Origin of the sequence: Citrobacter sp. XT1-2-2 (assembly GCF_023516235.1) — a bacterium.
Taxonomy (GTDB): Bacteria; Pseudomonadota; Gammaproteobacteria; order Enterobacterales; family Enterobacteriaceae; genus Citrobacter; species Citrobacter werkmanii.
The window spans coordinates 177,465-196,195 of record NZ_CP097324.1; the positions used below are offsets into that span (position 1 = coordinate 177,465).

At 52.9% G+C, this 18,731-nt stretch carries 17 protein-coding genes; 8 read left to right on the forward strand and 9 right to left on the reverse strand.

What is annotated here, in order from left to right:
* Positions 1–12 precede the first annotated feature (12 nt).
* Positions 13–2,043 carry an alpha-amylase gene (malS, locus tag M4I31_RS00860; protein ID WP_085049081.1) on the reverse strand — a complete coding sequence of 677 codons (2,031 nt, stop codon included), beginning with the start codon at positions 2,041–2,043 and terminating at the stop codon, positions 13–15.
* A 316-nt stretch (positions 2,044–2,359) separates the two neighbouring features.
* Here malS and M4I31_RS00865 point away from each other — a divergent pair, with 316 nt between their 5' ends.
* On the forward strand, positions 2,360–3,184 hold the full coding sequence (locus tag M4I31_RS00865; RefSeq protein ID WP_038635213.1) for a protein bax: 825 nt from the start codon (positions 2,360–2,362) through the stop codon (positions 3,182–3,184).
* 70 nt (positions 3,185–3,254) lie between these two features.
* On the opposite strand, the gene xylR is transcribed toward M4I31_RS00865, so the two are convergent.
* On the reverse strand, positions 3,255–4,433 hold the full coding sequence (gene xylR, locus M4I31_RS00870; RefSeq protein ID WP_038635210.1) for a D-xylose utilization transcriptional activator XylR: 1,179 nt from the start codon (positions 4,431–4,433) through the stop codon (positions 3,255–3,257).
* Positions 4,434–4,791: 358 nt separating this feature from the next.
* On the opposite strand from xylR, the gene xylA reads away from it, so the two are divergent.
* The 3 genes from xylA (at position 4,792) to yiaB (ending at position 8,173) form a co-directional block, all read left to right on the forward strand.
* Positions 4,792–6,114 (forward strand): xylose isomerase, encoded by a 1,323-nt coding sequence (gene xylA, locus M4I31_RS00875; protein WP_038635208.1) that lies wholly within the window; start codon positions 4,792–4,794, stop codon positions 6,112–6,114.
* Positions 6,115–6,186: 72 nt separating this feature from the next.
* Entirely contained in the window at positions 6,187–7,641 is a 1,455-nt protein-coding gene (gene xylB / locus M4I31_RS00880; protein ID WP_085049080.1) for a xylulokinase, read from the forward strand.
* 166 nt (positions 7,642–7,807) lie between these two features.
* Positions 7,808–8,173, forward strand: coding sequence for an inner membrane protein YiaB (gene yiaB, locus M4I31_RS00885; RefSeq protein ID WP_069323738.1), 366 nt, complete (start codon positions 7,808–7,810; stop codon positions 8,171–8,173).
* Here yiaB and M4I31_RS00890 read toward each other — a convergent pair.
* Positions 8,170–9,165, reverse strand: coding sequence for an acyltransferase (locus tag M4I31_RS00890; protein ID WP_069323830.1), 996 nt, complete (start codon positions 9,163–9,165; stop codon positions 8,170–8,172). The genes yiaB and M4I31_RS00890 overlap by 4 nt on opposite strands.
* Positions 9,166–9,337: 172 nt before the next feature.
* Between M4I31_RS00890 and M4I31_RS00895 the strand changes: the two genes are divergently transcribed.
* From M4I31_RS00895 to glyS, 3 genes are all read left to right on the forward strand, one after another.
* Positions 9,338–9,640, forward strand: a complete 303-nt coding sequence (locus M4I31_RS00895; RefSeq protein WP_038635204.1) for a YsaB family lipoprotein — start codon at positions 9,338–9,340, stop codon at positions 9,638–9,640.
* A 95-nt stretch (positions 9,641–9,735) separates the two neighbouring features.
* Positions 9,736–10,647 (forward strand): glycine--tRNA ligase subunit alpha, encoded by a 912-nt coding sequence (gene glyQ, locus M4I31_RS00900; RefSeq protein WP_001168552.1) that lies wholly within the window; start codon positions 9,736–9,738, stop codon positions 10,645–10,647.
* Between the two features lie 9 nt (positions 10,648–10,656).
* Positions 10,657–12,726 (forward strand): glycine--tRNA ligase subunit beta, encoded by a 2,070-nt coding sequence (gene glyS / locus M4I31_RS00905; protein ID WP_085049079.1) that lies wholly within the window; start codon positions 10,657–10,659, stop codon positions 12,724–12,726.
* A 66-nt stretch (positions 12,727–12,792) separates the two neighbouring features.
* On the opposite strand, the gene cueP is transcribed toward glyS, so the two are convergent.
* The 3 genes from cueP to M4I31_RS00920 form a co-directional block, all read right to left on the reverse strand.
* On the reverse strand, positions 12,793–13,332 hold the full coding sequence (gene cueP / locus M4I31_RS00910; RefSeq protein ID WP_001620860.1) for a copper-binding periplasmic metallochaperone CueP: 540 nt from the start codon (positions 13,330–13,332) through the stop codon (positions 12,793–12,795).
* A gap of 186 nt (positions 13,333–13,518) precedes the next feature.
* Positions 13,519–13,731, reverse strand: coding sequence for an RNA chaperone/antiterminator CspA (gene cspA, locus M4I31_RS00915; RefSeq protein WP_000014594.1), 213 nt, complete (start codon positions 13,729–13,731; stop codon positions 13,519–13,521).
* A 280-nt stretch (positions 13,732–14,011) separates the two neighbouring features.
* On the reverse strand, positions 14,012–14,302 hold the full coding sequence (locus tag M4I31_RS00920) for an HTH-type transcriptional regulator (RefSeq protein WP_003024273.1): 291 nt from the start codon (positions 14,300–14,302) through the stop codon (positions 14,012–14,014).
* Between the two features lie 380 nt (positions 14,303–14,682).
* On the opposite strand from M4I31_RS00920, the gene M4I31_RS00925 reads away from it, so the two are divergent.
* Positions 14,683–15,393, forward strand: coding sequence for a DUF3053 domain-containing protein (locus M4I31_RS00925; RefSeq protein ID WP_038635187.1), 711 nt, complete (start codon positions 14,683–14,685; stop codon positions 15,391–15,393).
* A 57-nt stretch (positions 15,394–15,450) separates the two neighbouring features.
* Here the strand turns inward: M4I31_RS00925 and ghrB are convergent, their stop codons facing one another.
* The 3 genes from ghrB to M4I31_RS00940 all read right to left on the reverse strand — a co-directional run bounded on the left by ghrB (position 15,451) and on the right by M4I31_RS00940 (position 18,731).
* The gene (ghrB, locus tag M4I31_RS00930; RefSeq protein WP_085049078.1) at positions 15,451–16,425 is read right to left on the reverse strand and encodes a glyoxylate/hydroxypyruvate reductase GhrB; all 975 of its coding nucleotides are present in this window, start codon (positions 16,423–16,425) and stop codon (positions 15,451–15,453) included.
* 22 nt (positions 16,426–16,447) lie between these two features.
* Positions 16,448–17,728, reverse strand: coding sequence for an MFS transporter (locus tag M4I31_RS00935; protein WP_038635177.1), 1,281 nt, complete (start codon positions 17,726–17,728; stop codon positions 16,448–16,450).
* 64 nt (positions 17,729–17,792) lie between these two features.
* Positions 17,793–18,731 (reverse strand): sugar kinase, encoded by a 939-nt coding sequence (locus M4I31_RS00940; RefSeq protein ID WP_085049077.1) that lies wholly within the window; start codon positions 18,729–18,731, stop codon positions 17,793–17,795.

Consider the following 18,731-nt stretch of genomic DNA (forward strand, 5'->3'; position numbering starts at 1 on the left):
AGCCCGTCAGGATCAGGGCTGACCGGCCCACACCACCATGATTTTATCGTTGCCATATTCACGGACGAATCCGTATCCCTGCTTCAATGTCAGTGTGGTTTGTTTACCGGCGCCAATGGCGGGATGTCTGGCCCTGAACTGGCTGATATGTTGCCAATGTGCGACGCTGGCGGCAGATTTCCCGGTTACGTCCTGCCAGTTCATCTCTGAGCGCGTACCCTGCAAGGGATCGGACCCCGTGGGGCCGAAAGGCCGGGCCGACTCGTCACCGTAAAACAGTTGTACTGCCCCAGGCGCCAGCAGCAATAGCTCGGCGGCTTTGTCTCCACCTTCGCGAAACAGCCGGGTATCATGGGAGGAGAGATAGCTCAGAACGTTGAAATCCTGCAGTTTTTCCGCCATCTGTTGCCAGGTGAGATCCATATTTGCCAGACAATCAACGGCTTTCGCCGCCTGCTCCTGATAGTCGAAATTGATCATCGCGTCGAAACCGTGACGATAATAGTCGCTTTGCATGACGCCGTGACCCCAGGCTTCACCGGTCATCCAGAAGGGTTTATCATCCAGGGCTTTGTCCGGGTGGGCTTTCTTCCATTCGACCAGCGCCGCGCTGGCCTGTGTTTTGAGCTGCTGCCAGGCGGGAAGCTCGACGTGTTTGGCGGTATCGACCCGAAAGCCGTCAATTCCGTAATCGCGCACCCACTGACTGAGCCAGTGGGTCAGATAATCACGGGGCGTGTAGCCGGCGATCGCTTTGGCGTGAGTATCCGGTTTGTGCTGATAAAAATTAGGCACGCCGGAAGGCGTGGTGGATTCGGTTTTCAGATCGGGCAGGAAAGCCAGCGACATGGTCAGGTCGTCAAAACCAGGGTTGTCGTAATCGCCAATATCGGTGCGGATCCAGTTTTTGCCCCACCATTTTTCCCAGCCGGCTTTATCGCTGAAGTTGATGTAATCATTAAAGCTATGCCAGCTCTGCCCGGCAGCTGGCTTCCAGTCCGTCCAGCGTTCGCCGAGCGTGTTTTTCAGCTCATCGCCTGATAAGTACAGCGCCCCAAACTGATATTCCTGCATATCCGCCAGCGTGGCGTAGCCAGTATGGTTCATCACGACATCAAACAGGACACGGATGCCGCGCTGGTGAGCGCCGTCAACCAGCGCGCGCAGATCGTTTTCGTGACCCATATTGGCGTCGAGCGTGGTCCAGTCCTGAGTGTAGTAGCCATGGTAGGCGTAGTGGGGGAAATCGCCTTTGGTGCCACCGCCGACCCAGCCGTGGATTTGCTCAAACGGCGCGCTGATCCATAACGCATTGACGCCCAGTTGTTGCAGATAGTCGAGTTTGCTGGCAAGACCGCGTAAATCGCCGCCGTGGAAGGTGCCAATTTCCTGCATACCGTCGTTGCGCCGACCGTAGCTGTGGTCATTGTCCGGATCGCCATTCACAAAGCGGTCCGTCAGGACGAAATACACCGTCGCGTTATGCCAGTCGAAAGCGGCGGGGGCGTCGGTTTCCGCTCGTTCCAGCAGCAACAACCCGTTACTGGTTGCGGCGGGCTGCAGGGTAATCGACCCGTTTTTTACCGTCGCCGTTTGGTTGCTGTAGTAGTCGCGCACCACGGCGCCTTCCGGGAAGGTCTGACTGACGTCCAGCGTTAATGGCGAACCATCCCATTTCGGACACTGGCGAATTTGGCTACTGACGGGGTCTGCGGCGCTTTTGACTGAGAGCATCAGCGTTGGCGTGCCGGAGCGGGTATCGACTTCCAGCGTGTAATCGCCGTCCTTGAATAAACGCCACTGCGGCGGCGCGCCTTCACAAGGTTTAAGCGACAGCATCTGGTTGAGTTTTATCGCGTCAGCTGGCTGCCAGCACTGTTGGTCAAAATTCAGAATTAAAGGACGAGTACCCTTCGTCAACGCTGCATGGCTGACGAATTTACCCGTACCTTCCGCTTCGAAGGCGGGAAGTCCCTGAGAAGTCCATGTTGAGGCGATGGCAATGCCGGGCATTAGCGCCAGCGCAACGGCGGCAAGTTTCATAATGCTGTCCTTGATGCTGCGATTTTAGCCAGTTTGCCAGTGAAATCAGGCCGGAAACTCCTCCTTTGAGGTGATTCCGCCAGGAGGAGAAGTGAGGGGGAGCTAATGCGCGCAAAAAATGAACTGATTTTGCGATAACCCCCACATTTTCATCAAATTAATGGCAGCCCGAATCGTTAACGCGTGACATAGTTTCAGAATTGGACTATTCCTTTGGGTGCTCTTGACCGTTATTTTTGATATGATTTGAGATTCATCTCTCATTTTTTTGAAAAATATAAGGTGTTGGAATGTATAAATCCGACCAGGAGACCTAATGATATTGACTCCCATTCGACGATATGGGGCAATGATTCTTATGTTACTCACCGTTGCATTTTCGGGTGAGGCGCTGGCAAAGACACACACGGCGACAACGAGTCACAAGCCCCAGGTAATCAAGGCAAGTAATAAACAGGTTAGCAGTAAACAAGAGTATTCTCGCAATAGTGCAAAGAGTAGTTCACTTCCTGATTTGCGAAAATACCCTTCCGGAACACCAAGGAAAAAAGCGTTTCTCCGGACGGTTATGCCTTATATTACCAGTCAAAATGCTGCCATTACGGCGGATCGTAACTGGCTGATTTCAAAACAGTACCAGAATCGCTGGTCACCGACAGAGCGTACGCGGATGAAAGACATCGCTAAGCGCTATAAGGTGAGCTGGTCTGGCAACACGCGTAAAATTCCGTGGAACACGCTGCTTGAGCGTGTAGACATTATCCCGACCAGTATGGTGGCAACCATGGCTGCGGCTGAAAGCGGCTGGGGGACGTCGAAGCTGGCGCGGAGCAACAACAACCTGTTTGGCATGAAATGTGGCAAAGGGCGTTGTAATAATGCCCCTGGTAAGGTGAAAGGCTACTCACAGTTTGAATCAGTGAAAGAGTCAGTCAATGCCTATGTCATTAACTTGAATACGCACCCAGCTTACTCTTCTTTCCGGAAGTCACGTGCGCAACTGCGTAAAGCCGATCAGGAAGTCACCGCTACTGCGATGATCCATAAGCTGAAGGGTTATTCCACTAAGGGACAGAGCTACAACAACTATCTGTTCGCAATGTATCAGGATAACCAGCGCTTAATTGCCGCGCATATGTAACGTGTGCTAATCCGGTCTACAAGTCATCTCGTAGGCCGGATCAGACGAAGCCGCCATCCGGCAATTCCCTCTATAGCAACACTTCACTATTCACATCGCGATACTCTTTTGGCGTCGTGTCGTACTCTTTCTTGAAGACGGAATAGAAGTACTGCAGTGATGGATAGCCGCACATTTGTGAAATTTCGTTGATCGACAGCGTGGTGGAAATCAACAGGCTGCGCGCTTTTTCCAGCTTCTCGGCATGAATCACCGCATGGATAGTTTCTCCGACCTCTTCTTTAAAACGTTTCTCCAGATTCGACCGCGAAATCCCCACTGAATCCAGCACCTGTTCGACTTTAATGCCTTTGCAGGCATGGTTGCGGATAAAGTGCATCGCCTGAATCACCGCCGGATCGGTCAATGAACGATAGTCAGTTGAACGGCGTTCAATGACGCGCACTGGCGGGACCAGTATGCGTTGCAGCGGTAGTTCTTCATTCGCCAGTAACCGGTGCAGAAGCTTAGCGGCCTGATACCCCATCTGTCTGGCCCCCTGAGCAACGGATGACAGCGCCACCCGCGACAGGTAACGGGTCAGTTCTTCGTTGTCGATTCCAATCACGCACAGTTTTTCCGGGACCGGAATATGCAGGTGTTCGCAAGCTTGCAGAATGTGCCGCGCTCGCGCGTCGGTGACGGCGATAATGCCGGTTTGCGGCGGCAGAGTTTGCAGCCAGTCCGCCAGACGATTTTGCGCGTGCTGCCAGTTTTCCGGCGCGGTTTCCAGTCCCTGATAGACAACTCCACGGTACTTTTCTTTAGCGACCAGTTGGCAAAACGCATATTCACGTTCAGCCGCCCAGCGTTTGCCGCTTGAAGCGGGCAGTCCGTAGAACGCGAACCGGTTGATCCCTTTTTCTTTCAGATGCAGGAAAGCGCTTTCTACCAGCGCGTGGTTATCGGTGGCAATGTAATGCACCGGCGGATAATCCTGTTCCGCATGGTAGGAACCCCCGACGCCGATGATAGGAACATCCACATCGGCAAGTAATTGTGCAATGTCATCATCGTCATAATCGGCAATAACACCATCGCCTAACCAGTCTTTAATATTATCAATGCGGGCGCGGAAATCTTCCTCAATGAATATATCCCACTCTGATTGTGATGCCTGTAAATATTCACCCACCCCTTCTACCACCTGGCGGTCGTAGGCTTTATTGGCATTAAATAATAGAGTGATGCGGTGACGTTTATCAAACATAAGAATCTGTCCTGGAAGGTTAACGTGGCCTGTCGATACTAGCAAAACCGCAGGGACGACTGCTTGATGAAGCGTGACAAATTTTTATTTTCTTAATGCTACGCAAAATTCACATACTGAACGCGGGATGACAATTGCCATTTTTTATCTGCGCATTACGGTTTTTTGTTTAATGATTAACCTTCGATCGCGATCGCTTTTTTAATTCTCTTTTCACTGCGCTTTTTTGGGAGCCAGCGCACGTTTGGGTATTCTCTTAATGGCGGTGTGAAATAACGTAATTGAGCAATAAATCAGGAAATTCCAGTATAGCTATATCGCAGTTTACTTGCCGTATTACCTGATTATGGAGCTTATTATGCAGGCTTATTTCGACCAACTCGATCGTGTTCGTTTTGAAGGGACTAAAACTACTAACCCGCTCGCATTTCGCCATTACAACCCTGACGAAATCGTGTTGGGCAAACGCATGGAAGATCATCTGCGTTTTGCCGCCTGCTATTGGCATACATTCTGCTGGAACGGTGCGGACATGTTCGGCATGGGCGCTTTCGATCGTCCGTGGCAGCAGCCCGGAGAAGCACTGGAGCTGGCGAAACGCAAAGCGGATGTCGCATTTGAGTTCTTTCACAAGCTGAACGTCCCTTACTACTGCTTCCATGACGTGGATGTCTCGCCGGAAGGCGCGTCGCTAAAAGAGTACAAAAACAACTTTGCGCAGATGGTTGATGTGCTGGCGGCAAAACAGGAACAAAGTGGGGTCAAGCTGCTGTGGGGAACGGCAAACTGCTTCACCAATCCACGCTACGGCGCGGGCGCGGCCACGAATCCGGACCCGGAAGTGTTCAGCTGGGCTGCCACACAGGTAGTCACGGCGATGGATGCCACGCACAAGTTAGGCGGTGAAAACTACGTTCTGTGGGGCGGCCGTGAAGGCTATGAAACGCTGCTGAATACCGATCTGCGTCAGGAACGTGAGCAGATTGGCCGCTTTATGCAACTGGTGGTAGAGCACAAACACAAAACGGGTTTCCAGGGCACTTTGCTTATCGAACCGAAGCCGCAGGAACCGACCAAACACCAGTACGACTACGATGCGGCGACCGTGTACGGGTTCCTCAAGCAGTTCGGCCTGGAAAAAGAGATCAAACTGAATATCGAAGCCAACCACGCCACGCTGGCGGGTCACTCATTCCATCATGAAATCGCCACTGCTATCGCGCTGGGTCTGTTTGGTTCTGTCGATGCCAACCGCGGTGACGCACAGTTGGGATGGGATACTGACCAGTTCCCAAATAGCGTAGAAGAGAATGCGTTGGTGATGTACGAAATCCTCAAAGCGGGCGGCTTCACCACCGGCGGTCTGAACTTTGACGCCAAAGTTCGTCGTCAGAGCACCGATAAATACGATCTGTTCTATGGTCATATTGGCGCAATGGATACCATGGCGCTGTCGCTGAAAATTGCGGCCCGTATGATTGAGGACGGTGGTCTGGATCAGCGTGTGGCCAAGCGTTACGCTGGTTGGAATGGTGAGCTGGGCCAGCAAATTCTGAAAGGGCAGATGACGCTGACGGAAATTGCGCAGTACGCTGAACAACATAATCTGGCGCCAGTGCATCAGAGCGGCCATCAGGAACTGCTGGAAAATCTGGTAAACCATTATTTGTTCGACAAATAACAGGTTTCTGAGAACGTCCGTAAGCCCGGAAAGCCACGCGCTGCCGGGCCTTTCTTTAAGGAACGATACGCTATGTATATCGGGATAGATCTTGGCACCTCAGGCGTAAAGGCCATTCTGCTGAATGAGCAGGGCGATGTGATCGCTTCGCAAACGGAGAAACTCACGGTCTCGCGTCCGCATCCGTTATGGTCAGAGCAGGACCCTGAACAATGGTGGCTGGCAACGGATCGCGCCGTAAAAGCGCTGGGCCAGCAGCATTCGCTCAGTGAGGTGAAAGCGTTAGGGATTGCCGGCCAGATGCACGGCGCGACGTTACTGGACAAGCAACAGAAAGTATTACGTCCCGCAATCCTGTGGAACGATGGTCGCTGCGCTGAAGAGTGCGTAATGCTGGAGAACCTGGTTCCGCAGTCTCGTGCTATCACCGGCAACCTGATGATGCCTGGCTTTACCGCGCCAAAGTTGCTGTGGGTGCAACGTCACGAGCCGGAGATTTTCAGCCGGGTAGATAAAGTGCTGCTACCGAAAGATTACCTGCGTCTGCGTATGACCGGCGATTTTGCCAGCGATATGTCTGATGCGGCAGGTACGATGTGGCTGGATGTCGCCAAACGTGACTGGAGTGATGTCATGCTGGCGGCCTGTAAGCTGTCTCGTGCGCATATGCCTGCGCTATACGAAGGTTGTGCGATTACCGGAACATTACTGCCAGAAGTCGCCCTGGACTGGGGAATGAATGAGGTTGCGGTCGTTGCCGGGGGCGGTGATAACGCGGCGGGAGCGGTCGGCGTAGGCATGATGAATGCCGGTCAGGCGATGCTTTCGTTGGGTACATCCGGCGTCTATTTTGCGGTAAGCGACGGCTTCCTCAGTAAGCCGGAAAGCGCGGTCCATAGCTTTTGTCATGCTTTGCCGGAGCGATGGCACCTGATGTCCGTGATGCTGAGTGCGGCATCCTGCCTGGATTGGGCGGCGAAATTAACCGGACTGGCGAGCGTACCGGCATTGATCGCCGCAGCGCAACAAGCGAATGCAGACGCCGAGCCGGTCTGGTTTTTACCTTATCTGTCCGGTGAACGTACGCCGCATAATAACCCGCAGGCGAAGGGCGTATTTTTCGGTCTGACGCATCAGCATGGCCCGGCAGAACTGGCGCAGGCGGTACTGGAAGGTGTGGGTTTTGCGCTGGCCGACGGCATGGATGTCGTGCATGCGTGCGGTGTACAGCCAGCCAGCATTACGCTCATTGGCGGCGGGGCTCGCAGCGAATACTGGCGTCAGATGCTGTCTGATATCAGCGGGTTGCAACTGGATTATCGTACCGGCGGCGATGTCGGTCCTGCACTCGGTGCGGCGCGCCTGGCGCAAATTGCCATGAACCCGCAAAAGCCGTTATCAGACATACTGCCTCAGCTTACGCTGGAACAGGCGCATTATCCTGATGCTGAGCGCCATGCGCTCTACCAACAGCGTCGGGAAACCTTCCGTCGTATTTATCAGCAATTACAGCCGCTGATGTCCTGACGACCTTCCCCTCTGGATAACAGAGGGGATTGATTTAATATATATTTCAATCTAATAAATAATTGATACACATGGATTTATTCTGAAAATCCAGTGTGGTGGCATTTTTCTGTGTTGTCTTTAGCGGGTTATTCATATTGTACCCATGATGGATAAGGAGATCCCAATGAAGACCACCAGGCTGTTGCCATGGATATTATTCTTCTCTGGCATACTGATTTACGTTGTTGGCTTATGGCATGCCTGCCCGTTATTGAGTGGCAAAGGCTATTTTTTGGGTGCGCTGATGACGGGAATGTTCGTGACGTATGCTTATCAGCGTGCTGTAAATCTTAATCAGAATGACGAATGCTTCACCTCCATATGCAAGATGGTGGCGTTGATAACGCTGGGACTACTGCTGGTAGGGATATGGAATATTCCGTTAGCGCCCATCGAAAAGGGGCTATACCCGGCAGCATTCTTCGTGTGTTTGGTCGGACAAGTTTTACTGCTGCGTCCAGGGCAGAATGAACAGAACGGTGAGTCTTAACTCACCAGCCTGCGTGTATCAATGCGCTGCAACAGTATGGATAACAGCAGGCTACCCGCCAGCGTGGCGCTAAAAATCCATAGCATATCCAGCGGCGGCCAGTTCTTGAGTTCTAAACCGTTGGTGCGTAGCGCGTGAATGATCAGCGCATGAAAGCCATAAATACCCAACGAGTGACGGGAAATAAGGCCCAATACCGGCAGAGTGCGCGTGCTGAGCGTGTTTTTGACCAGCGTCAGGAGCGAGACGGCGCAAATAAATACTGCCGGGCCGCAGTAGAGGTACCAGGTATCGGCAAAATTGCCTCGCCAGCGCAGTTCATGCAACGTGCCTCGAGAGATAACAAACACGGCGACGATGAACAACGCTGCACAGAGCCAGGTGAGCGAACGTTTCTGTGTATCCATCATGCCAATCGCCCTTCCCAGCATGCCGTACAGGATGTAATAGAAAGTGTCGCCACTGATGTACAGGTTGATGGGAAGCCACTCAAAACCGCCAATTTTTTGCGAGACGGTGTTGGGATTGGCAATCACCCCAGTCACTACCATGAGCGCCAGCAGCATCTTGCCGCTGATATTTTTCACCTGTATCAGCGGGGAAACCAGGTAGATGACGGCGATGGCGAAGAAAAACCACAGGTGATAGAACACCGGCTTTTGCAGCAGGTTTTTCAGCGACAGCTCAGCGTTGATCGAGGTAAACAACAGGATATAGGCCAGCGACACGCTGCTGTAAAAAAGAATGCACAGCGCGATGCGCGTGAAATGACGCGGTTTGGCGCTGCGTTCGCCAAAAAACAGATAACCCGAAATCATAAAGAACAACGGTACGCTGACGCGAGAGGCGGAATTGAGCACATTGGCCAGATCCCAATTAAACGGGCTGACGCTGTGCGCATTGGTGATGTACCAGGTTGTGGTGTGGATCATCACGACCATTAAACAAGCTATTCCGCGCAGGTTATCAATCCAGAAAATTTTGGGCTGCATCAGTTCCTCTGTCTCCATTAAAAAAAGTCTGACCGATTTTTTGCGAGCGTAACTCACTGGAATAATCTGAGTTTTTACGCTAAAGCTTGAGATGGTCTGATGAGATTCTCAAAATAAGATCCGTTTCCAGACACTAATAATAAGACTGACCAGCAAACCAGGCGGTAATAAAATGATGATGAAGTATTTCTTTCCCGCGCTCGCTATCTTTTTGTTGGCGGCGTGCGCCGACACACAGCCGCCTGCACCTGCGCAGAAGGCGCAAAAGGTGAATGCCGCACGTTCGCTCGATATGGCGGCATTGTGCAAAAGTGAAGCGGCAGAGCTTTATAACACCGGCGCGCAGAAAATTGATATCGCCGGCCTGGAACAATTCCAGGGCAGCTATGAAATGCGCGGTTCGACCTTCCGTAAAGAGAGTTTTGTCTGCTCTTTTGATGCAGACGGGCAGTTTTTGCACCTTTCCATGCGCTAAGTTCCCCCTTTTTCCCGTTTCGTACTGTATATCTTGCAGCCAGCGGGTATACTGACCGCTTCCTTTAAATCCACACGTATCCAGCACGAAATAATATGCAAAAGTTTGATACCAGGACCTTCCAGGGCTTGATCCTGACCTTACAGGATTACTGGGCTCGCCAGGGCTGCACCATCGTTCAACCATTGGACATGGAAGTCGGCGCGGGGACATCTCACCCAATGACCTGCCTGCGTGCGCTGGGGCCGGAACCGATGGCGACTGCGTATGTGCAGCCTTCTCGTCGTCCGACCGACGGCCGCTATGGCGAAAACCCGAACCGCTTACAGCACTACTATCAGTTCCAGGTAGTGATTAAGCCGTCTCCGGACAACATTCAGGAGCTGTACCTGGGTTCTCTGAAAGAGCTGGGTATGGACCCGACCATTCACGACATCCGTTTCGTGGAAGATAACTGGGAGAACCCGACGCTGGGTGCCTGGGGGCTGGGTTGGGAAGTGTGGCTGAACGGTATGGAAGTCACGCAGTTCACCTACTTCCAGCAGGTTGGTGGTCTGGAATGTAAACCTGTGACCGGGGAAATTACCTACGGTCTGGAACGTCTGGCCATGTACATTCAGGGCGTAGACAGCGTTTACGACCTGGTCTGGAGCGACGGCCCGCTGGGTAAAACCACTTACGGCGACGTGTTCCATCAGAACGAAGTGGAGCAATCCACCTATAACTTCGAATACGCCGACGTGGACTTCCTGTTCACCTGCTTCGAGCAGTACGAGAAAGAAGCGCAGCAGCTGCTGGCGCTGGAAAACCCACTGCCGCTGCCTGCGTATGAACGTATTCTGAAAGCCGCTCATAGCTTCAACCTGCTGGATGCGCGTAAAGCCATCTCCGTCACCGAGCGTCAGCGCTATATCCTGCGCATTCGCACCCTGACCAAAGCAGTGGCAGAAGCTTACTACGCTTCCCGTGAAGCCCTTGGCTTCCCGATGTGCAACAAAGAGAAATAAGAGGCGGCCATGTCTGAGAAAACTTTTCTGGTGGAAATCGGCACTGAAGAGCTGCCACCAAAAGCACTGCGCAGCCTGGCTGAGTCCTTTGCTGCGAACTTTACCGCGGAGCTGGATAACGCTGGCATCGCGCACGGCAACGTTGAGTGGTTCGCCGCACCGCGTCGTCTGGCGCTGAAAGTCGCGAACCTGGCTGAAGCGCAACCTGACCGTGAAGTTGAAAAACGCGGCCCGGCAATTGCTCAGGCGTTTGACGCCGAAGGCAAACCGAGTAAAGCGGCAGAAGGTTGGGCGCGTGGCTGCGGTATCACCGTTGACCAGGCCGAGCGTCTGACCACCGATAAAGGCGAGTGGTTGTTGTACCGCGCGCATGTGAAAGGCGAAAGCGCTGAAACGCTGCTGCCGAACATGATCGCCACCTCGCTGGCTAAGCTGCCGATCCCGAAACTGATGCGCTGGGGCGCGTCTGACGTCCATTTCGTGCGTCCGGTTCACACCGTGACTCTGCTGCTGGGTGACAAAGTGATTCCGGCAACGATTCTGGGCATTCAGTCCGATCGCGTGATTCGCGGCCATCGCTTTATGGGCGAAGCGGAGTTCACCATCGATTCTGCCGATCAATACCCAGAAATCCTGCGTGAGCGCGGTAAAGTGATTGCGGATTACGCTGAGCGTAAAGCGAAAATCAAAGCCGATGCTGAAGAAGCGGCGCGCAAGATTGGCGGTAACGCCGATCTGAGCGAAAGCCTGCTGGAAGAAGTCACCTCGCTGGTGGAATGGCCAGTAGTGCTGACCGCGAAGTTCGAAGATAAATTCCTCGCGGTTCCGTCAGAAGCGCTGGTTCACACCATGAAAGGCGACCAGAAGTACTTCCCGGTTTACGCCAACGACGGCAAACTGCTGCCGAACTTTATCTTCGTTGCCAACATCGAATCGAAAGATCCGAGCCAGATTATTTCCGGTAACGAGAAAGTGGTTCGCCCGCGTCTGGCGGATGCCGAGTTCTTCTTCAATACCGACCGTAAAAAACGTCTGGAAGATCATCTGCCGCGTCTGCAAACCGTGCTGTTCCAACAGCAACTGGGTACGCTGCGCGACAAGACCGATCGTATCCAGGCGCTGGCGGGCTGGATTGCTGGCCAGATTGGCGCTGACGTTAACCACGCAACGCGTGCGGGCCTGCTGTCCAAGTGTGACCTGATGACCAACATGGTCTTTGAGTTCACCGACACCCAGGGCGTGATGGGCATGCACTATGCGCGTCATGATGGCGAAGCGGAAGATGTGGCCGTGGCGCTAAACGAGCAGTATCAGCCGCGCTTTGCCGGCGATGACCTGCCGTCTAACCCGGTAGCCTGTGCCGTGGCGATTGCCGACAAGATGGATACCCTGGCGGGTATCTTTGGTATCGGCCAGCATCCGAAAGGCGATAAGGACCCGTTTGCGCTGCGTCGTGCCGCGCTGGGCGTGCTGCGTATTATCGTTGAGAAGAACCTGAATCTCGATCTGCAAACGCTGACCGAAGAAGCGGTTCGTCTGTATGGTGACAAGCTGACCAACGCGAAAGTCGTGGATGACGTTATCGACTTTATGCTCGGTCGCTTCCGCGCCTGGTATCAGGACGAAGGTTACACCGTTGATACCATTCAGGCCGTGCTGGCGCGTCGTCCGACTCGTCCAGCTGATTTCGACGCACGTATGAAGGCGGTATCGCACTTCCGTACGCTGGAAACCGCGTCCGCGCTGGCTGCGGCGAACAAGCGTGTATCGAACATCCTGGCGAAGTCTGAAGAAACGCTGAACGACCGCGTGAATGCGGCAACGCTGAAAGAGCCGGAAGAAATTGCGCTGGCGATGCAGGTTGTGGTGCTGCGCGACAAGCTGGAGCCAGTCTTTGCAGCCGGGCGTTACCAGGAAGCGCTGGTTGAGCTATCAGCTCTGCGTGAACCGGTCGATGCGTTCTTCGAGAAAGTCATGGTTAACGTAGAAGATAAAGAACTGCGTATTAACCGTCTGTCTATGCTCGAAAAACTGCGCGAGCTGTTCCTGCGCGTGGCGGATATTTCGCTGCTACAGTAACGGTCCTGAGCTGACTTAGAAAATGCCGGATGGCGTCTCCGCCTTATCCGGCATTTTTTTATGTTGTTAGCGCAACTGCAACTTAGTCAGGCAGGTCTGGCTGTCTTCCATAGTCTTAATGGGATACTCGGCTGATTTACCGTTGTAGCTTACTGCGATGGTGCCTTCCATATTGCGCGGTAGCCATACCCCGACGAAGCCGTTTCGACCGCTCTTCATCGCTTTTTGTACCACGACCTCTCCCTTACTGTCCGTCACCTTGACATTGAATGTCTTCTCCGGCATTTCGCCCTGGCAGCCAGACAGACTATGGTTGAAGCAAGGGTGTGTTTGCCATTCATAGGGGGCAAATGACAGGTAGAATTTGTCACCGAGCGGCAGGGTATAAACCTGATCGCCAGAAGAGAGTTTCAGCGCGGTGCTGGTGACAGACGCTGAGTAAGGCAACGGGCGACTCTGCGGCGACTGGTCAATAGTCTCTACGATTTGCTCAACGGATTTACCGCTGAGTCCATGTTCCGCCAGAAAAGTGGCTTCCGGGGTCGCCGCGAATGCAGTGCCCGTTGTGAGCAAACCTAAAACCAGCAGCAGTGAGGATTTCGACATAGCTTCAATTCCTTGTGAACATTATGGAATACAGACTGGCTCACTATAAAGCTTGCCCTTAGGGAAAGGTCAAAGGTACGGCGGGTAAAGTAATGCAAAGACGCGTTTCGGTGGGATGTATTGTGGAATACAGATAAAAAAATCCCCGCCGTTTGGCAGGGATTCAGAATTTTGAGCTTTTTAAGCTTACAGGCTGGTTACGTTGCCAGCTGCCGGGCCTTTAGCGCCGCTTTCGATGGTGAAGGAAACTTTCTGACCTTCGTCCAGAGATTTGTAGCCATCGTTCTGGATAGCAGAGAAGTGTACGAACACGTCTTTAGAGCCATCGTCAGGAGTGATGAAGCCGAAACCTTTATCAGCGTTGAACCATTTTACGATACCAGTCATTTTACCGGACATAGTGTATTACCTTTTAAAAAATAAGTGTGCCTTTCGGCGATATGGCGTGCTCTACAGATTTTTTAACAGTAAAGGAAATGCTCACTACGAGGGGTATCAATGATAACTCTTGAAGGGACTTGCCTTACTAAACTGCTGTAATGGTCTGTACGTCAAACCGTTGAGAGCATTAACTCATTTTACGCCTGTGGATGCAACTACTATTTTCTTATTTGTGGATACCCTCCGTAAGGGAACGGCCCTTTTACCGGACCGTTCTTCAGCAAAATTAAAAAATAGTTCAATCCATCAACTGCTTACTTAATCTCGGATCGGCCTGGATCAGGCGCATCAACTTCAATTCGGTAGTGGAAGGCTTAACGCGTTTAGACTCCCATTCATGCACCATCGCGACCGTCACGCCCATCACTCGGGCAAAATCATCTGTTTTTAAACCTGTCCCTCGTCGTAGCTGTTCAAATTCGGTGAAAGGGTTGGTTTTTTGCGTCAGAGTAACTGTCTGCGATACATCTTTAAAAACAATCTGCTCCAGACTGCTCAGCAGTTCAAACATTGGATCTTTGTATTCCATTGAGAACTCCTATAAATCACACAGCGGGATCGTGAATTTCATCGAAGCTCCTTAAGAGTAGTCGGAAAAAATGAAGTCGGATCTAAGGTTTGCGTGATGGATTCGTTTCAGCAGAGTATGAGCGACAAGCCTTTACAGGCTAACAAACTGATTAAGGTCGCGATCTCCGAACGATCGCTCCCGATTGTAAAGATGACGAAAATATGACCCTGGGTACTGAATGGCGCATTGTTTAGCAAAAAAAAGGGGGGCGGGAGCGGTTATTTTCCCTCACAAGATTACGCGGAAAGGGTATCTTGCGAGCCTGACCTGGACTATCCTTGTCAACGTCTGGCACGCGGGTGTCGTTGTGCGCATTTTTGGGTGAAAGGAGTATTAAAATGGCGACAGGTAAGTCCTGCTCTCGCTGGTTTGCGCCTGTTTTGGCGCTCTTAATGGTAGTTGGCCTGAGTGGGTGTTTTGATAAAGAAGGCGATCAGCGCAAAGCGTTTATCGATTTTCTGCAGAATACTGCAATGCGTAGCGGGGAGCGTTTACCAACGCTGACCGCCGATCAGAAAAAACAGTTTGGCCCGTTTGTGTCCGATTACGCGATTCTGTATGGCTATTCTCAACAAATTAATCAGGCGATGGACTCCGGTCTGCGCCCGGTCGTTGATAGCGTAAATGCGATTCGTGTTCCTCAGGATTATGTGACTCAGCGTGAACCGCTGCGTCAGGCAAATGGCGCACTGGGTGTGTTAGGGCAACAGTTGCAGAATGCGAAACTGCAGGCAGATGCTGCGCATGGCGCGCTGAAACAGGGCGAGGATCTCAAGCCGGTCTTTGATCAGGTCTACAATAAAGTCGTCACTGCGCCTTCAGAGGCGTTACAGCCGCTGATCCCTGCCGCGCAAATCTTCACGCAGCAACTGGTGCAGGTCGGTGATTTTGTGGCGCAACAGGATACGCAGGTGAGCTTTGTCGCCAACGGTATCCAGTTCCCAACCTCACAACAGGCAAGTCAGTACAACACGCTGATTGGCCCGTTGGCTGCTCAGCATCAGGCGTTTACTCAAGCCTGGACTGCTGCGGTGAATGCCACTCAGTAAAAGAGTACTGTAATACATGCAAGGCCGGGTAAGCGTGAGCGCTACCCGGCCTTTTGTTTATTGCGCGACCTGCGGGTTGACGCAGTTCTTCTCCACTCTTCCTTGCAGCGCATCGATTAAGTTATCCACCGCGCAGGCCGCCATGTTATAGCGCGTTTCGTGCGTGGCGGAACCGATGTGCGGCACGGCCACCACGTTGGGCAGTGACAGCAGCGGAGAGTCTGTCGCTAATGGCTCCTGCTCAAACACATCCAGACCTGCGGCATGAATGTCGCCGTTTTGCAGAGCGCTAATCAACGCTTTTTCATCGACCACCGGACCACGTCCGGCATTAATGAAAATGGCGGAAGACTTCATTTTGGCAAACTGCTCGCTACTGAACAGATGATGTGTTTCGTTGGTTAATGGCAGGATCAGGCAGACAAAATCAGACTCCTGCAACAGTGTGTCGAGATCGCAGTAACGCGCGTTGAAGCGTTCTTCCGCTTCGTGATGATGACGGCGGGCGTTATAGAGAATCGGCATGCTAAAGCCGAAATGCGCACGCTGCGCCAGCGCGAGCCCAATACGACCCATGCCGACAATTCCCAGCGTTTTGTGGTGGACATCGGTACCAAACCAGTCCGGCCCGATACTTTTGGTCCATTCGCCAGACTTAACCCGTTCAGCAACTTCCACCACACGGCGAGCGGTGCTTAACATCAGCGCCATCACCGTGTCGGCGACGGTTTCCGTTAGTACGGTTGGCGTATGCATCAACAGCACCTTACGCGCATTAAGGGCATCGACATCGAAGTTGTCATAGCCTACGGAAATTGTGGATGTCGCTCGCAGCCTGGGCATTTTCTCCAACAGCGCGGTATTGACGGCTTCACTGGAGCCCAGCAGGCCTTCGGCGTTGGCAAAGGCTTCGGCGTGCTGTGCGACCGTTTCCGGGCGCAGGTTCGGTACAGAAGTCACAGTAAAATGCTCTTCCAGGCGATGCAGTAAATCGTCAGGTAACGCTTTATAGAGAATAATGGACGGCTTCATGCGGATCTCCGTAAGTTAAAATTTAAGCGTGGCGTGCGCCAACAGGTAGCTGTTGATTATTAGCAGGCTTAACAATGAGAGTTAGCCATACTGAGGCAAAAAGCGCTACCCCCATAAAAATGTACGAGGCGGATGGGCTGCCGGTTGCGCCATTGAGGTAGCCGACAAACCAGGAACCAAAGAATGAGCCTAATGCGCCCATGCTGTTAATCAGCGCCATGGCGCCACCGGCCACGTTGCGCGGCAGCATTTCAGGAATGATGGCGAAGAAGGGACCATATGGGGCGTACATTGCCGCGCCCGCAATAACCAGCAGCGTGTAGGACACCCAGAAGTGATCTGCGCCAACGGCCCAGGAGCCGATAAAGGCGAAAGCGGCAATCAGTAACAGCGGCCAGACAAACAGCTTACGATTTTGCAGTTTATCAGAGGCCCAGGAGACGAGAATCATCGCTGCCGTCGCCGCCAGATACGGTACGGATGACAGCCAGCCAACTTCCACCATCCCCAGATTTGCGCCACCGTTGCGAATGATGGACGGCAGCCACAGCACAAAACCGTAGACGCCAATACTCCAGGCGAAATACTGCATACACAGCAGGATGACGTTACGTGAGCGGAAGGCCTCACCGTAGTTACGCACGGCTTTGATCCCTTGTTGCTCTTGTTCCAGTTGGGCCTGAAGCGCAGCTTTTTCGGATTCCGACAGCCAGCCGACCTGAGACGGTTTGTCTTTTACCAGTACCCACCAGCAGAACGCCCAGATGATGGCCGGGAAGCCCTCGATGATGAACATTTCCCGCCAGCCCAGCGCCTGAATGAGATAACCGGAAACGACGGACATCCATAAGACAGTCACCGGGTTACCGAGGATTAAGAAGGTGTTAGCGCGTGAACGCTCGGATTTCGTAAACCAGTTGCTGATGTAAATCAGCATTGCGGGCATCACGGCAGCTTCAACGACACCAAGAATAAAGCGGATAGCGGCCAGCATCGGAATATTGCTGACCATCCCGGTTAACGAGGCGCAAGCCCCCCACAGGATCAGGCAGACAAAAATCAGTTTTCGTACGCTGCGACGCTCGGCGTAAATTGCGCCCGGGATCTGGAAGAAGAAATAGCCAAGGAAAAACAGAGCGCCCAGCAGGGAAGAGATCCCTTTGGTAATGCCGAGATCCTCGTTAATGCCTGCGGCGGAGGCGAAGCTGAAGTTCGCGCGGTCAAGGTACGCCAGGCTATACGTGATAAACACGATTGGCATGATGTACCACCAGCGTTTTGCTGCATTGGTTGAGCTATTCATAGACTGCCCTCTGATTATGCTGATACACCGCCTCTGTATGTAGGGTACAGAGTTGGCCGGGGGTTTATTCCCCTAATTGTTCACGTGTGGGTAATCCTTCGCTGTCGCCCTGAACCTGAATGGCCAGTGCGCCAATTTTATTGCCGCGGGTCACCGCCTGATGCAGCGAGCGGCCTTCCAGCAGAGCGCTGATCACGCCCACGGCAAAGCCATCTCCTGCGCCGACCGTATCAACCACGTTGTCGACTTTTACCGGTGCGACGCAGCCGTGCTCGCCGCTGGCGGTTTTGTACCAGGCGCCATCTGCCCCGGTTTTGATAATGACTGCCTTCACCCCATGGCGCAGATAAAAGTCGGCGATGGCTTCAGGTGTTTGTTGTCCAGTGAGAATCATTCCCTCTTTTAGACCTGGCAAAACCCAGTCAGCCTGGAATGCCAGCCGGTTCAGTTTTTCCACCATCTCGGCTTCGCTTTTCCACAGCACCGGACGCAAATTCGGGTCAAAGGAGATGGTTTTCCCTTGGGCTTTCAGCGTGCGGGCGGTATGCGCCAGAAGTTCATAGGAGCTGGCGGAAAGCGCGGCTGCCACGCCGCTCAGGTGCAAGTGACGTGCGCTGGCAAAATAGTTCTCGTGGTAATCCTCAATACTGAGATGGCTGGCTGCGGACCCTTTGCGGAAGTACTCCACAATGGGATCGGTTCCATTTTCGACCTTAGATTTAAGCTGAAAGCCGGTAGCGAAGCGCTCATCCTGGGTGACTCCCTGCGCATTAATCCCTTCTTTTTCCAGCGAATTAATAATAAAACGGCCAAAACTGTCGTTACCTACGCGGCTTACCCAGCCGACATTCAGACCCAAACGAGCAAGACCGGTCGCCACGTTGAGTTCAGCGCCTGCCACGCGCTTGATAAATTGCTCTACATCCGCCAGGTCGCCGGTTTGCGTGGCGACAAACATCGCCATCGCTTCACCAATGGTGACCACATCCAGTGAATTCTTCAT

What these genes read in the sequence shown, in the direction of transcription:
- M4I31_RS00865 (WP_038635213.1), top strand. Translation starts at nt 2,360, where the DNA reads ATGATATTGACTCCCATTCGACGATATGGGGCAATGATTCTTATGTTA.
- M4I31_RS00895 (WP_038635204.1), top strand. Translation starts at nt 9,338, where the DNA reads ATGATGATGAAGTATTTCTTTCCCGCGCTCGCTATCTTTTTGTTGGCG.
- M4I31_RS00890 (WP_069323830.1), bottom strand. Translation starts at nt 9,165, where the DNA reads ATGCAGCCCAAAATTTTCTGGATTGATAACCTGCGCGGAATAGCTTGT.
- xylA (WP_038635208.1), top strand. Translation starts at nt 4,792, where the DNA reads ATGCAGGCTTATTTCGACCAACTCGATCGTGTTCGTTTTGAAGGGACT.
- yiaB (WP_069323738.1), top strand. Translation starts at nt 7,808, where the DNA reads ATGAAGACCACCAGGCTGTTGCCATGGATATTATTCTTCTCTGGCATA.
- cueP (WP_001620860.1), bottom strand. Translation starts at nt 13,332, where the DNA reads ATGTCGAAATCCTCACTGCTGCTGGTTTTAGGTTTGCTCACAACGGGC.
- M4I31_RS00935 (WP_038635177.1), bottom strand. Translation starts at nt 17,728, where the DNA reads ATGAATAGCTCAACCAATGCAGCAAAACGCTGGTGGTACATCATGCCA.
- glyS (WP_085049079.1), top strand. Translation starts at nt 10,657, where the DNA reads ATGTCTGAGAAAACTTTTCTGGTGGAAATCGGCACTGAAGAGCTGCCA.
- xylB (WP_085049080.1), top strand. Translation starts at nt 6,187, where the DNA reads ATGTATATCGGGATAGATCTTGGCACCTCAGGCGTAAAGGCCATTCTG.
- M4I31_RS00920 (WP_003024273.1), bottom strand. Translation starts at nt 14,302, where the DNA reads ATGGAATACAAAGATCCAATGTTTGAACTGCTGAGCAGTCTGGAGCAG.
- malS (WP_085049081.1), bottom strand. Translation starts at nt 2,043, where the DNA reads ATGAAACTTGCCGCCGTTGCGCTGGCGCTAATGCCCGGCATTGCCATC.
- cspA (WP_000014594.1), bottom strand. Translation starts at nt 13,731, where the DNA reads ATGTCCGGTAAAATGACTGGTATCGTAAAATGGTTCAACGCTGATAAA.
- glyQ (WP_001168552.1), top strand. Translation starts at nt 9,736, where the DNA reads ATGCAAAAGTTTGATACCAGGACCTTCCAGGGCTTGATCCTGACCTTA.
- ghrB (WP_085049078.1), bottom strand. Translation starts at nt 16,425, where the DNA reads ATGAAGCCGTCCATTATTCTCTATAAAGCGTTACCTGACGATTTACTG.
- xylR (WP_038635210.1), bottom strand. Translation starts at nt 4,433, where the DNA reads ATGTTTGATAAACGTCACCGCATCACTCTATTATTTAATGCCAATAAA.
- M4I31_RS00925 (WP_038635187.1), top strand. Translation starts at nt 14,683, where the DNA reads ATGGCGACAGGTAAGTCCTGCTCTCGCTGGTTTGCGCCTGTTTTGGCG.
- M4I31_RS00940 (WP_085049077.1), bottom strand. Translation starts at nt 18,731, where the DNA reads ATGAAGAATTCACTGGATGTGGTCACCATTGGTGAAGCGATGGCGATG.